At 63.9% G+C, this 13,438-nt stretch carries 13 protein-coding genes and 1 pseudogene; 11 read left to right on the plus strand and 3 right to left on the minus strand.

The genetic code is table 11. The features are described 5' to 3' along the window. Positions 1–63: 63 nt before the first annotated feature. Positions 64–414 (minus strand): RidA family protein, encoded by a 351-nt coding sequence (locus AKL29_RS01905; RefSeq protein WP_028334578.1) that lies wholly within the window; start codon positions 412–414, stop codon positions 64–66. 408 nt (positions 415–822) lie between these two features. Between AKL29_RS01905 and AKL29_RS01910 the strand changes: the two genes are divergently transcribed. The 5 genes and pseudogenes from AKL29_RS01910 to AKL29_RS01925 all read left to right on the plus strand — a co-directional run bounded on the left by AKL29_RS01910 (position 823) and on the right by AKL29_RS01925 (position 4,952). Then, positions 823–1,740 (plus strand): DUF427 domain-containing protein, encoded by a 918-nt coding sequence (locus AKL29_RS01910; protein ID WP_244481678.1) that lies wholly within the window; start codon positions 823–825, stop codon positions 1,738–1,740. Between the two features lie 36 nt (positions 1,741–1,776). After that, positions 1,777–3,540, plus strand: coding sequence for an MOSC and FAD-binding oxidoreductase domain-containing protein (locus AKL29_RS01915; protein ID WP_050382666.1), 1,764 nt, complete (start codon positions 1,777–1,779; stop codon positions 3,538–3,540). Positions 3,541–3,582: 42 nt separating this feature from the next. Then, on the plus strand, positions 3,583–4,041 hold the full coding sequence (locus AKL29_RS01920; protein WP_202814533.1) for a VOC family protein: 459 nt from the start codon (positions 3,583–3,585) through the stop codon (positions 4,039–4,041). Between the two features lie 53 nt (positions 4,042–4,094). Further along, positions 4,095–4,238, plus strand: a pseudogene (locus AKL29_RS44175) (winged helix-turn-helix transcriptional regulator); the annotation flags it as partial. 354 nt (positions 4,239–4,592) lie between these two features. Further along, a complete protein-coding gene (locus AKL29_RS01925; protein WP_028334583.1) occupies positions 4,593–4,952 on the plus strand; it encodes a hypothetical protein in 360 nt (119 codons plus the stop codon). Between the two features lie 92 nt (positions 4,953–5,044). Here the strand turns inward: AKL29_RS01925 and AKL29_RS01930 are convergent, their stop codons facing one another. Next, positions 5,045–6,703, minus strand: coding sequence for an FAD-binding dehydrogenase (locus AKL29_RS01930; RefSeq protein ID WP_050382670.1), 1,659 nt, complete (start codon positions 6,701–6,703; stop codon positions 5,045–5,047). A 278-nt stretch (positions 6,704–6,981) separates the two neighbouring features. Here AKL29_RS01930 and AKL29_RS01935 point away from each other — a divergent pair, with 278 nt between their 5' ends. The 5 genes from AKL29_RS01935 to AKL29_RS01955 all read left to right on the plus strand — a co-directional run bounded on the left by AKL29_RS01935 (position 6,982) and on the right by AKL29_RS01955 (position 11,314). Further along, positions 6,982–7,449 (plus strand): hypothetical protein, encoded by a 468-nt coding sequence (locus tag AKL29_RS01935; protein WP_028334585.1) that lies wholly within the window; start codon positions 6,982–6,984, stop codon positions 7,447–7,449. 155 nt (positions 7,450–7,604) lie between these two features. Then, a complete protein-coding gene (locus AKL29_RS01940) occupies positions 7,605–7,793 on the plus strand; it encodes a hypothetical protein (RefSeq protein ID WP_038377541.1) in 189 nt (62 codons plus the stop codon). Between the two features lie 18 nt (positions 7,794–7,811). Further along, positions 7,812–8,402: an SCO family protein gene (locus AKL29_RS01945; protein ID WP_026191944.1), complete on the plus strand. Its 591-nt coding sequence runs from the start codon at positions 7,812–7,814 to the stop codon at positions 8,400–8,402. Positions 8,403–8,556: 154 nt separating this feature from the next. Further along, positions 8,557–9,513, plus strand: a complete 957-nt coding sequence (locus tag AKL29_RS01950; protein WP_244481680.1) for an ABC transporter substrate-binding protein — start codon at positions 8,557–8,559, stop codon at positions 9,511–9,513. A 160-nt stretch (positions 9,514–9,673) separates the two neighbouring features. Beyond that, positions 9,674–11,314, plus strand: a complete 1,641-nt coding sequence (locus AKL29_RS01955; RefSeq protein WP_050382674.1) for a lysine--tRNA ligase — start codon at positions 9,674–9,676, stop codon at positions 11,312–11,314. A 12-nt stretch (positions 11,315–11,326) separates the two neighbouring features. Here the strand turns inward: AKL29_RS01955 and AKL29_RS01960 are convergent, their stop codons facing one another. Further along, positions 11,327–12,259: a 2-dehydropantoate 2-reductase gene (locus AKL29_RS01960; protein ID WP_050382676.1), complete on the minus strand. Its 933-nt coding sequence runs from the start codon at positions 12,257–12,259 to the stop codon at positions 11,327–11,329. Positions 12,260–12,518: 259 nt separating this feature from the next. On the opposite strand from AKL29_RS01960, the gene AKL29_RS01965 reads away from it, so the two are divergent. After that, the gene (locus tag AKL29_RS01965) at positions 12,519–13,304 is read left to right on the plus strand and encodes a class II aldolase/adducin family protein (RefSeq protein ID WP_225160951.1); all 786 of its coding nucleotides are present in this window, start codon (positions 12,519–12,521) and stop codon (positions 13,302–13,304) included. The last annotated feature ends 134 nt before the right edge of the window (positions 13,305–13,438 follow it).

A 13,438-nucleotide genomic window follows, 5' to 3' on the forward strand; every position in this document is an offset into this window, starting at 1 on the left:
AATGCCCCGAACTGCGCTTTGCAATCTGGGGCATCCGGTATCCTTGGATGACGTGCGTCGCGTCTATTTCGCCGCGACAACCATGATCTCGACATTGTACTGCGGCGCCGCCAGCTTGGCCTCGACGGTGGCGCGGGCCGGGGTGTTGCCCTGCGAGACCCAGCCGTCCCACACCGCGTTCATCTCCGGGAATGTCTTCATGTCGGTGATGTAGATCGTCGCGCTGAGCAGCTTCGACTTGTCGGTGCCGGCCTTGGCGAGGTGGCCGTCGATGATCGACAGGATGTCCTTGGTCTGGTCGGTGACGCTGCCGCCCGCGGCCTTGCCGGCGACGACGCCGGCCAGATAGACGGTGTTGCCGTGCACGACGGCCTGGCTCATGCGCGGGCCGGTCTCGAAACGCTGAATGCTCATTTGGGTCTCCACTGAATGGCGGGCATGTCTATAGCGTTTTCAAGCGACGTGGCTACCGGTTCGCGTGGAGAAAACGCGTCAAAACAAGAGATCGACAGGTTTGGTCCTGATTTGATCAGAATCAAACCTCTAGCGCGTCAGGGCGACCACCGCCACTGCGCATTTTGCAGCGCGCACCTCATGGAAATCGCGGCCTAAAGCGTGATGAGATTAGGTTCAACTGGAACGGCGCCGAAGGTTTACCTCTCTCCGGCGGGGGAGAGGGAAACCGAAATCGCGTCAAGCAGATCTAACCAAGACACATCCTGCTTTAGGGAGTGGACTCCATTAGGCGTAACTAAATTCGGATCGATGCGAGTTTGACGAACGCCGGTCGAGGAACCTTGCCGCCGGATCTGCGTTCGGAGATTGCTGGCGGGCTCGAACATCGAATCCATGGGGGAGACCATGGGGCCGTCCTGGCAACAAGGTCCACTCTCAACGGGAGCAATCGGCCGGTTCCTCGTGCCCGAACCGCTGCCCAAGAGATTGTTGTACGTCGAGCGGTTGCGCCGGCGTATGCGCGTTCGCTTCGGGGGGATCTGGATCGCCGATAGCGAGAATGTCCTCCTGTTCTTCGAACCGGGCCGCTATCCGGTCGCCTATTTTCCGGAGACCGACATTTCCCCACGCGTCCTTGAACGCACCGAACATACCACCCAACACGCCGATCTCGGGCTCACGTCCTGGTACAGCGTCCGGGCCGACGAGCAGCACGTCGCACCGCGAGGGGCATGGCAGCACACCAGCCTTCCTCCCCATGCGAGCGAACTGCAGGCACGCGTTGCGTTCGCTTGGCGGGCTATGGACGCTTTCTACGAAGAAGACGAACGAATCGTGGGCCATGCCGCTGACCCCTACCACCGCATCGATATCCGCCGCGCCTCCCGTAACCTCGTGGTCCGCCATGGTGACCGGATCATCGCCGATACCAAGCGGCCGCTCGTCCTCTACGAGTCCGGCTTCGCGCCGCGCTGGTACGTTCCACGCGCCGACATCGATGAGTCCACCCTCACTCCCGTGAAACTCCAGACCTTCTGCCCATACAAGGGGCTCTGCAGCTACTACTCCATCGATGAGGCACGTCTGGCGGCATGGGGGTATCCTGACCCCTATCCCGAGGTTCGCGTCATCTCCAACCTGGTGTCGTTCGAACCGGATATCGTCTCGGTCCATCTCGATGGCACCCAGCTCCATCTCGAGCCGGGCCAGACGGTGGTTGCGCATGGCCCAGATCGCAACATCGACGTCTCCGAGGTGGTCCATGAGCCAGGTGGCGGCGGCTAGGAAGCACCTTCGGTCCCTATCAAAGTGGAGTGGGGCATGGCGCGACTGCTGTCGGTGAACGTCGGACTTCCGCGTGATATCGAATGGAAGGGCCGCACCGTACACACCGGGATCTGGAAAAATCCCGTGCGTAGCCGTTGTCGGGTCGGCCGATTGAATCTGGATGGAGACGGTCAAGGCGACCTGAGCGGCCACGGGGGTGAGCAGCGAGCCGTCTTCGTCTACCAGATCGAATCGTATCGCTACTGGCAGGAACGGCTGAAGAGGACCGACTTCGTCCATGGACAGTTCGGCGAGAACTTCACGATTGAGGGATTACCCGACGATGCCGTTGGCATCGGCGACCGTTATCAGATCGGCGGCGCAGTGTTCGAGGTTACTCAGCCCCGCGTGACCTGCTATCGGGTCGGCATTCGGATGAACGAGCCGCGGATGCCGGCATTGCTGACATCCAGCGGCCGTCCGGGGTTCTACTTCCGCGTCCTGCAGGAAGGCGAAGTAGGCGCCGGCGACGAAATCATGAAGGTGGGAGAGGCGAATGAGCGAATGACGGTCGAAGAGATCAACGCGCTTCTCTATTCGCCCAATCATCCACGCGATCGATTGGAGCGCGCCTTGCGGATCGAGACGCTTTCGCCCGGATGGCGCGTGTCGTTTGAGGCGTTACTGCAGAATCAGACGACTGGCGCGGGAAGCGGCAACGCAGGGCTCGCGCCGGCAGCGGCTGCGCATCCGGCTGCACCAGGATTTCAGCCGCTCACGGTGGCAGCGATAGATCAGGAGTCCGCGGACGTCCTCTCCCTGTCGATGCGGCATCCGGACGGTCAGCCGCTGCGACAGGCTCTGCCCGGTCAGTACGTGGTCTTACGTCTTCGACGGATCGGCGGCGGGCCGCCACTCTTTCGCAGCTACTCGCTCTCGGGTCCCCTCTCGACGGAGCGCTACCGGATCAGCGTGAAAGTCGAGCCGGATGGGGCAGCCGGAACCTACCTGCGGGAGCATGTCCGCATGGGCGATGTTCTCGACGTCAGCTCGCCGCGGGGAAGCTTCATTCTGCAGTCGGGAGCGCGGCCCGTGGTGTTGCTCAGCGCGGGAATCGGAGCGACGCCTGTGCTGGCAATGCTTTACGCGCTGGCGGCGGCCCGCTCGACACGGCAGGTCTTGTGGCTGCACACGGCTCGCGACCGGCAGCACCATCCATTTGCCGCCGAAGTCCGCCGACTCATGCCCGCACTCACCCGCGGCCGCAGCTATGTCTGTTACAGCCGGCCAGGCTCGCGCGACAAGATGGGCGAGGATTGCGACGCGACCGGTCACCTGTCGCGATCGGTCCTCGACAAGGTCGGCATCCCGCGAGAGGCGGATGTCTACCTCTGCGGGCCGACTCGCTTCATGGCAGACATGAAAGAGGCGCTCGCAGCCTTGGACGTGGCGCCGGAGCGGATGCATGTCGAAATCTTCAACGGCAGCGAGTCGATGACTCCTGGTGTCGTCGGCGCAGCGACGCGAACTCCTCATCTGCCCAGGGACGACGCCAACACCGGTCCGCTGGTATCGTTCGCGCGAAGTGGCATCGCCGCGCACTGGAAGGCGTCCGCCTACCAGAGCATTTTGGAGCTGGCCGAAGCGTGCGACGTCCCGGTCCGTTGGTCGTGCCGGACCGGTGTTTGTCACAACTGTGAGAGCGGTTTGGTTTCGGGCGAGGTCGCCTATGGACCCCAGCCACTCGAGAAGCCCGCTGACGGCAACCTTCTCGTTTGCTGCTCACAACCGATTCGTGACGTCGTCATCGATTTGTGAGCCTGCGGGCGACGCAAATCAGACCGAAGAGGAGGCGTGGGCGTGATCAACACAACCAGCGCAACCGGCATAAAGCTCTCAGTCGAGGTGATCACGTTGCCGGTGAGCGATGTCCAGCGAGCGTTGCGGTTCTACGTCGACCAGGTCGGCTTCACGCTCGACGTCGACTATTCGCCGAAAGACGCATTTCGCGTCGTGCAGCTCACTCCACCGGGCTCCAGTTGCTCGATACAGATCGGTCGCGGGCTCACCGACGCGCCCGCCGGATCACTTCGCAACGTCTATCTCGTCGTCACCGATGTTGAGGTTGCGCGGAGCCGCCTGCTCGAACGTGGGGTCGAGGTCGGTGAAGTCCGGCACAAGGTGCCCGTTGATGCCTGGGATGGAGGTTTCGCACCCGGGCTCGACCCTGCTCGCAGGGACTACGCCAGCTTCGCCGACTTCTCGGACCCGGACGGCAACAGCTGGGTGTTACAGGAACGGGGGTACCGCAACGTATGACGCGCTTGTGGGAGCATTGACTAGAGAACGAAAGGAGTTCCCATGCGCACAGGCAGGAGCGCGGCGGCGGCTCCTCGCGCTATTGCCTGACCAAGCGCGGCGAGATGCTGAAGCCGATGCTGCAGGCACTCTACGATTGGGGCGAGGCCAACGCAGACACGTTCGGCGTCCGCTTCCTCAGCGCGGAGGCGGACTAGAGCAGGATGAGATCAAGCTGTGGCCGCGAACTGAGGCGCGTTCGCTCTCCCGCCCGCGACGTGGAAGCGTCAATTGCAGAAGTCCGCAAATGGCCTATGCGACAGCCTTGGGCGAGGGACATTTGCGCAATTTCGGAATATTAGAAGAATACGTCTGAGTTGCCCGACGTGTCAAGTTGCTTGGTCGAGCGCGGGCCACTGCCGGCTACTTTGCATGGGGTTGTTTTCGATATTTTGGCGACGGTCCCGTAAGTTCATGCTGCACCGGTCGAGAGAGCCGGTTTCCGGCCGGAACCTTAAGCAAGGAGAGCGCGTTCTCGCGGGATGTTGGGGGCAATCAACAAAGGAATGCTCATGCACATCCGCATCTCTACGGCATCCGTCATCGTTGCGGCGCTCTCGCTTGGAACACCTGCCTGGGCGCAGGTGCAGGGAACGCAACCGAAGGCGCTGCCGCAGGCTCAATCTGACCAGCCCAATGCCATCCGGAGCATACAGGTCGTGGACGTCAAGGATCTCAAGCCTGAGGTCCGGTCAAGGGTCGAGGCTGTCGTCGCAAAGGCAAGCGAAGACGACCTGCGGAACCTTCGCGGTTCCATCGACGCATCTGAAGAAGCGGTATCCGCGCTGAAGGCGAAGGGCCTCAGCTCGGCACAAGTTGTCGCGGTCAATCTCACCAACGGCATTCTGACGCTTTTCACCAGGACGGCCTGATCGCAACACGGCCTGGGGAACTTCCGCTCAGCAAGAAAAGCCCGCTGGTTCACGCCGGCGGGCTTTTCGACTGCACCTCAGAGTAGCACGCGTCAATTCACCGCCTTCGCCGCCGCACGTCCTGCGTTGCGCCCCGAGAACAGGCAGCCGCCGAGGAACGTTCCTTCGAGCGAGCGGTAGCCGTGCACGCCGCCGCCGCCGAAGCCGGCGGCTTCGCCGGCCGCGTAGAGCCCGCGGATGATCTGGTGATCCCTGCCGAATACGCGCGAATCGAGATCGGTCTCGAAGCCGCCGAGCGTTTTGCGGGTGAGGATGTTGAGCTTCACCGCGATCAGCGGGCCGTGCTCGGGATCGAGGATGCGGTGCGGCTTCGCGGTGCGGATCAATTTGTCGCCGATATAGCGCCGCGCATTGTGCAGGTTCATCACCTGCGCATCCTTGACGTAGGGGTTGGTGATCTCGCGGTCGCGCGCGTCGATCTGGGTTTTGATGGCGTCGAGCTGCAACAGGTCGTTGCCTGCGAGCTTGTTCATGGCGCCGACGAGCTCGGCGAGATTGTCGCGCACGATGAAATCGGCGCCGTGCTGCTTGAACGCTTCCACCGGCGCCGGCGCGCCCTTGTTGGTGGCGCGCTTGATCGTCATGCGCCAGCTCTTGCCGGTGAGGTCGGGGTTCTGCTCCGAGCCCGACAGCGCGAACTCCTTCTTGATGATGCTCTGGGTCAGGATGAACCACGAATAATCGTAGCCGGTGCCCATGATGTAGTGCAGTTGCCCGAGCGTGTCGGAGCCCGGAAACAGCGGCGCCGGCAGCCGCTTGCCCGTCGCGTCGAACCACAGCGACGACGGTCCCGGCAGGATCCGGATGCCGTGACGCGGCCAGATCGGGTTCCAGTTCCGGATGCCCTCGACATAGTGCCACATGCGGTCGCGGTTGATCAGCCGGCCGCCCGCCGCCTCGGTGATGCCGATCATGCGGCCGTCGACATGTTCGGGCACGCCGGAGATCATGAATCTGGGCGGCTCGCCGAGCCGCTTCGGCCAGTTCTGCCGCACCAGATCATGATTGCCGCCGATGCCGCCGGACGCGACGATCACGGCTGGTGCACGGAAGGAAAAATCGCCGACGACGTTGCGCGAGGAACTTTTGCCGCGCTCGACCGAGGTCGGTTCCAGGATCACGCCGCTGACGCCGTCGACCACACCGTTGGTGACGCTGAGCGCATCGACGCGGTGGCGGAACTTGAATATCAGCCGTCCGCTTTTCGCGGCCTCGCGCGCGCGGCGTTCGAACGGCTCGACGATGCCGGGGCCGGTGCCCCAAGTGACATGGAAGCGCGGCACCGAATTGCCATGGCCCATCGCGTCGTAGCCGCCGCGCTCGGCCCAGCCGACCACCGGGAAGATGCGATGGCCCATCGCGCGCAGCCAGTCGCGTTTCTCGCCGGCCGCGAATGCGACATAGGCCTCGGCCCATTTGCGCGGCCAGTAATCCTCCTCGCGATCGAAACCCGCGGTGCCCATCCAGTCCTGCAGCGCGAGGTCCGCGGAATCCTTGATGCCGAGCCGGCGCTGCTCCGGCGAATCGACCAGGAACAGGCCGCCAAACGACCAGAAGGCCTGGCCGCCGATACTTTGTTCCCCCTCCTGGTCGAGCACGATGACGCGCTTGCCTGCGTCGGCAATCTCGGTTGCGGCCACGAGACCGGCAAGTCCCGCGCCAATCACGATCACATCTGCATCGTCAGCCATGTTTAGGTCCCCCGTCCCGCAGAGATTCAAGACCGCCTCATTGCGTGCGGTCAACGCCAAATGGACCTTGCCTGTGGCGGCGGAGCACCAAGCACGTGCGCCGCGCTGTTCCAGTTTGGGACCTTTCCCCACTTTCACTGCAGCGTGCGCGCAACACCCAATTTGAATTTGTTTTGACCGGCTTCGCTCGTCTGGACAAAAATCCGCGCGCACAACACGCTCACGATTGTCTTGCATCACAGACCAAACAGATTCGGTTTCGACTGGGGCTGGCCAAAATGAAGTTGATGACGGGGTTGCTCGCTGCGGTTCTCCTGCTGGCGGGAATGGGGGTGTCTCAAGCTGTAGTCAGGATCGCCGACGATCGCGGCGGCAAGATCGGCGTCTATGTCGACAGGTATCAGGACCTGCGGACTTCGGGCGAGACGGTCATCATCGACGGGCTGTGTGCCTCGGCCTGCACCATCGTGCTCGGCAAGGTTCCTCACGACCGGATTTGTGTGACCTCGCACGCCAGCCTCGGCTTCCATGCAGCCTGGGATTACGGCGACAACGGCCGCCCCGTCCCCAATCCCGAAGCCACCCATATGCTGTACCTGATGTATCCGCCGGCGGTACGCAGATGGATTTCGGAGCGTGGTGGCCTGACCCGGCGCATGATCTTCCTGCGCGGCAAGCAACTGCAGGCGCTGTACAAGCCGTGCTACCTCAACGCCCAGGCCTCGGCGCCGAAGCCCGCGCACTAGGCTCCGGCTGCTTCTCTGTTTGACGTTCGTCGGCCATTGGCCTGGGCTTACGTCGGGTTATGGACGAGCAGGCGCCGGAACAGCTCGCCATCATTTGACGGCCTGCGGCCGCCATTGCGCTTGCTGCCTGCCGGAACCGGGCTTATCTCAGGCTCATGATTCAGCCGATCTCCACCCGATCCGAGCTCGTAACGGCTCCACAGACCCGGGTGGCGTTTGCGATCCTGTGGGGCGCGGCCGGTATCGGCGGATTGGCCCTGCTTGCCGCCGCCGCGCTCTGGTTCCACTACGGGACCGCGGTGTTTTTCGAAATGATCACGGCCGGCATCTCCGCCTGCTTCTGACAAGGACGCTCTCGCATCATGCCCCGGACCACGCGCCCATTGGTGATCTTCGCTGCCTTCGCGGGCAGTCTGGCGGTCGGCCTGTTCCTCATGCTGTGGGCGATCGGCGGCTTGCGCACCGTTGCCGCGCCGGCCGCGATCGGCGGGCCGTTCCAGCTCACCGACCAGTCCGGCCAGACCATTACCGACAAGAACCTTCAGGGCAAGCCGACCCTGATTTTCTTCGGATTCACCCATTGCCCGGACATCTGCCCGACCTCGCTGTTCGAGATCTCGGAGGTCCTGAAGGCGATGGGCAAGGACGCCGATCGCGTGAATGCCTATTTCGTCTCGGTCGATCCGGAACGCGACACCGCCACCGCGATGAAGGATTACCTGTCGAGCTTCGATCCGCACCTCAAGGGCCTGACCGGCGACCCCGCCGCGATCGCCAAGGTGCTGTCGAGCTATCGTGTCTACGCCAAGAAAGTGCCGCTGAAGGATGGCGACTACACGATGGACCACACCGCGCTGATCTATCTGATGGACCGCGACGGTCATTTCGTCGCGCCGTTCAATCTGAAACGGACGCCGGAAGAGGCGGCGGCCGATCTCAAACGGTACCTCTGATCGCCATTTCCGGTTCAGAATTAACCCAATCGGCGCTCGCTTCAGGCGCTGATTCGGCTATAAGCCGTTCAATTTCCTGAAATTGCCGGTTATGCCAAATCCCTCTGTCCAGCCCTTTGCCGTCCGTTCGCGCCAGCTTCGCCTGGCCGCGAGCATGATCGCGGCTGCCTTGCTGGCCCTGGCAGGTCCTGCGATCGGGCAGACGCCTCCAGCGCAGCCGCCGGCGGCCAAGGCGGCTCCTGCGCCGGCTCCGCCCACTAGTCCGGCGCCGGCTGCACCGCAAACCGCGCCCGCGGCCCCGGCGGCAACACAGCCGGCCCCGCCCAAGGCCGCCGCCGAGGCCGCGCCGCAGGCGGTGCCGGGTTTCTGGGACCCGCGGCGCCGGCCGGACCGCCCGGACCTGTCGCGCCTCACCGTGATCCGCTTCCTGACCGAGACCGACTATCCGCCGTTCAATTTCACCGGTCCCGACGGCAATCCGGCCGGTTTCAACGTCGACCTCGCGCGTTCGCTCTGCGACGAGATCAAGGTCACCTGCACCATCCAGATGCGCCGCTTCGAGACCCTGATCGATGCCCTGGCGACCAACCGGGGCGACGCCATCATCGCGTCGATGGCGGTGACGCCGCAGCTGCGCGCCAAGGTCGATTTCACCGATCCCTATTACCGCGCGCCGGCCCGCTTCGTGTCGCGCCGTGACAACGCGATGCCGGAAATCCGCCCGGAATACCTTGAGGGCAAGAAGGTCGGCGTCATCGCCGGTACCTCGCACGAGGCCTACCTCAAGGCGATGTTCACCGACGCCGAGATCCACTCCTATCCGGATAACGACGCGCTGCGCGCGGCGCTGCGCCGCGGCGAGGTCGACTTCATCTTTGGCGATGCGATCTCGCTCGCGTTCTGGATCAACGGCACCGATTCCGCCGAATGCTGCGCCTTTGCCGGCGGCCCCTTTGTCGAGAGCCGCTATTTCGGCGAGGGCGTCGGTATCGCCGTCCGCAAGGGCAACGACCTGCTCCGGCAGTCGCTGAACTGGGCGCTGTTCCGGATCTGGGAAAAAGGCCGCTTCACCGATCTGTGGCTGCGCTATTTCTCGGTCAGCCCGTTCTAGCTCCGTCATTCCGGGGAGATGCGTAGCATCGAACCCGGAATCTCGAGATTCCGGGTCTGGTGCTGACGCACCATTCCGGAATGACGACAAACTTCCCGTCGTTTTGCATTTTGCCGCGAAAGCGTTAGTTTTCGCGGCCTTTTTGGAGAGAACCTGAGGAATGTCCGTGATTGATCCTTCTGCCAGCCCGAGCGACCTGCGGGCGCTCGCCGAACAATCCAACGCCTGGCCGTTCGAGCAGGCGAAAGCGATTGTGGCGCGGCTGAAGAAAAATCCCAAGGACGAGGTGCTGTTCGAGACCGGCTACGGCCCGTCGGGCCTGCCGCATATCGGCACGTTCGGCGAGGTCGCGCGCACCACGATGGTGCGCCACGCCTTCCGCGTGCTCACCGAGGACAAGATCAAGACGCGCCTGCTCGCCTTCTCCGACGACATGGACGGCCTGCGCAAGGTGCCGGACAACGTGCCGAACAAGGAGCTGCTGGAGCAGCATCTCGGCAAGCCGCTGACTAAGGTGCCCGATCCGTTCGGCACCCATCCGAGCTTCGGCCAGCACAACAATGCGCGGCTGCGCGCCTTTCTCGACCAGTTCGGCTTCGATTACGAGTTCGCGAGCTCGACCGAGTACTACGCCTCCGGCCGCTTCGATGCCGCGCTGCTGCGCATGCTGGAGCGGATCGAGAAGGTGATGGCGATCATGCTGCCGTCGCTGCGCGAGGAGCGTGCGGCGAGCTACTCGCCGTTCCTGCCGATCTGCCCGCGGACCGGCCTCGTGCTCTACGTGCCGGTGACGGCGCACGACGCCAAGGCCGGCACGATCTCGTATGAAGATCCCGATACCAAGGAGACCGTCACCGTTCCTGTTACCGGCGGCCGCTGCAAGCTGCAATGGAAGCCGGACTGGGCGATGCGCTGGTACGCCCTCGGCGTCGACTATGAAATGGCCGGCAAGGACCTGATCGACTCGGTGAAGCTGTCGGGCAAGATCTGCTCGGCGCTCGGCGGAACGCCGCCGGAAGGTTTCAACTACGAACTGTTCCTCGACGAGAAGGGCCAGAAGATCTCGAAGTCGAAGGGCAACGGCCTGACGATCGACGAGTGGCTGCGCTACGCCTCGCCGGAGTCGCTGTCGCTGTTCATGTATCGCGAGCCAAAGGCGGCGAAGCGGCTCTATTTCGACGTCATCCCGCGCAATGTCGACGACTACCAGCAATTCCTCGACGGCTTCACTCGGCAGGAAGCGCGGCAGCAGCTGCAGAATCCGGTCTGGCACATCCATTCCGGCAAGCCGCCGCAGGCCGACATGCCTGTCACCTTCCAGCTGCTGCTGACGCTGGTGTCGTCGTCGAACGCGGAGAATGCCGAGACGCTGTGGGGTTTCATCGGCCGCTACCGGCCGGGCGTGACGCCGCAGACTCATCCGAAGCTCGACGCGATGGTCGGCTACGCCATCAACTACTATCGCGACTTCGTGGCGCCGACCAAGCAGTTCCGCGAGCCGACCGACGGAGAGCGCGCGGCGTTGCAGAATCTGCGCGATGCGCTCGCCAACATGCCGGCGAACGCGAGCGCGGAAGACATCCAGAACGTGGTCTATGAGATCGGCCGCCGCGAGCCGTTCCTCGACATGGTCAAGAAGGGCAAGGACGGCCGTCCCGGCGTCTCGCTCGACTGGTTCAACATGCTCTACCAGGTGCTGCTCGGCCAGGAGAAGGGCCCGCGCTTCGGCTCCTTCGTCGCGGTCTACGGCGTGCAGAACGCGGTTAACATGATCGACGGCGCGCTGGCGCGGTCGTCGTAGGGATCGCGGCGCTCATCGCCGCTCGGCCTGCGCCGCGTCGCGCAGGCCGTCGCTGGTGGCGCGCAACAGCGTCAGCAGCAGGCCGTTGAGCGGCGTCGGCACGCCGTGCCGTTCGCCGGCCGCGACGATCGCGCCGCTGAGAGCATCGGCTTCGAACGGGCGTCCCGCGACACGATCGAAATACATCGAGGTGCCGGCGTCTGGCGGATAGGTCAACAACGTCGCCAGCATCAACTCGGCCTCGTCGCGCGCGAGCTGGGCGCCGTCGGCGCGGCCGACATTCGCGGCCTCCTCGAGGATGGCGTGGCACAGCGCCTTGACGTCCGCGCGGCGGAACACCGCCTGCCGCTGCAAGGTGAGCGCGGTGATCGGATTGGCGACCGCATTGAGCAGAAGCTTGCGCCACGCCAGCGTGGTGAAATCGGCGGAGCGCCGCACGCGCATCGCCGTACCATCCAGCAGCCCTTCGAACGCGCGTCCGTCCGTGTCATCGGCAACCGCGAATTCATGCTGGCCGGCGCGGCGGAAACGGACGCGATCCGGCGCCAGCCGCTCGCCGTTGTAATAGACGATGGTCGGCACGACGGTGGCGGCGCCGACCAATGGCGCCAGCCGCTCGGCGTGGCCGATGCCGTTCTGCAGCACCGCGACGCGCGTCCGCGGCCCGCACAGCCTCTGCAGCCAGGGCGCGCTCGATTCCGTGTCCTGCGCCTTGGTCGACAACAACACCCAGTCGACCGGCGTCACCTCCGCCGGATCGGTGAGGGCGCGCAGCGGCACCTCCACCGTGCCTTCCGCCCGCTCGACCGTGAGCCGATCGAGCGGGCGCCGAACACAGGCGATCACGTCATGCTTGTCGACCGCCCGCAGCAGGCCGGTGATGATACCGCCGATGCTGCCGAGGCCGACGATGGCGATGGTCTTGCGGTCGGATGGTCCTGTCATGGCGTAACTCTGGGCTTTGCGGAGTGTGTTGCGTTGGGTTGGAAAGTCAGGCCGCTCATGTGGCTTTCCGCCGCAGCCAACGAAGCCGTCGATCCGCCGTCTTCGCAGCGCATCATCACATAATGGTGGCGAGCCCGCAAAATTCGGATAGCAGGCCATCGGCAATTTCACCGGAGCCTGGCGCCGGATTGCGCTACAGTCGCATCCATAAAATCAGCACGGCCTCCGCCGAGAGGCCGGCACAGATGGGAGCATGCGCATGCAGTTCAGGGTTTCGCCGACATCGCTGCAGGACAGTTCGAGCGCCGAGGAATGGCAGGCGCGGGTCGATCTCGCGGCGGCGCATCGGCTCGCCTACATCCACGGCTTTTCGGAAGGTATTTTCAACCATCTCACCTTGGTGGTGCCCGGCCGCACCGACCGTTACTACCAGATCCCGTTCGGCATGCACTGGTCGGAGGTGACAGCATCCTCCTTCATGGAGGTCGGCATCGACGATGCCGAGGTGAAGCGCGGCGAGGGTGAGGTCGAGCGCTCCTGCTATTGCATCCATGCGCCGATCCACAAGGCGCTGCCGCAGGCCAAGGCCGTGTTCCACACCCACATGCCCTATGCGAGCGCGCTGACACGGCTCGAGGATCCGCGGATCAAGGAGATCGGGCAGACCGAGGTCGGGCTGTCGGAAGCGATTGCCTATGACGATCTCTACACCGGCCCCGCGCTCGATCCCGAGGAAGGCGCACGGCTCGCCAAGGTGATCGGCAACAAGACCATCCTGTTCATGGCCAATCATGGCATCTCGACCGTCGGCGAGACGGTCGCCGATGCGTATGACCGGCTCTATTACATCGAGCGCGCCGCGCAGGTGCAGATCTATGCGATGTGGACGCAGCAGCCGCTCAAGCAATTGCCGCAGCATGTGGTGGAGAAGACCAAGCGCGATTTCCGCGACGACCATCTCTACAACGGCCCGTCCCCGGCGCAGCGGCATTTCGATGCGCTGAAGCGGATGCTGGATCGCAAGGAGCCGGACTACGCGACGTAATTCGCGTCAAACTCCACCGTCGTCCCTGCGAAAGCAGGGACCCATAACCACAGGCTCGAGTTGTGGAAGTGCGCTGGGGCTCCAGCGCGGAGCAGTAACAATCATCGGTGGTTATGGGTCCCGGCTCCCGTGCG

The organism is Bradyrhizobium pachyrhizi, assembly GCF_001189245.1.
Taxonomy (GTDB): domain Bacteria; phylum Pseudomonadota; class Alphaproteobacteria; order Rhizobiales; family Xanthobacteraceae; genus Bradyrhizobium; species Bradyrhizobium pachyrhizi.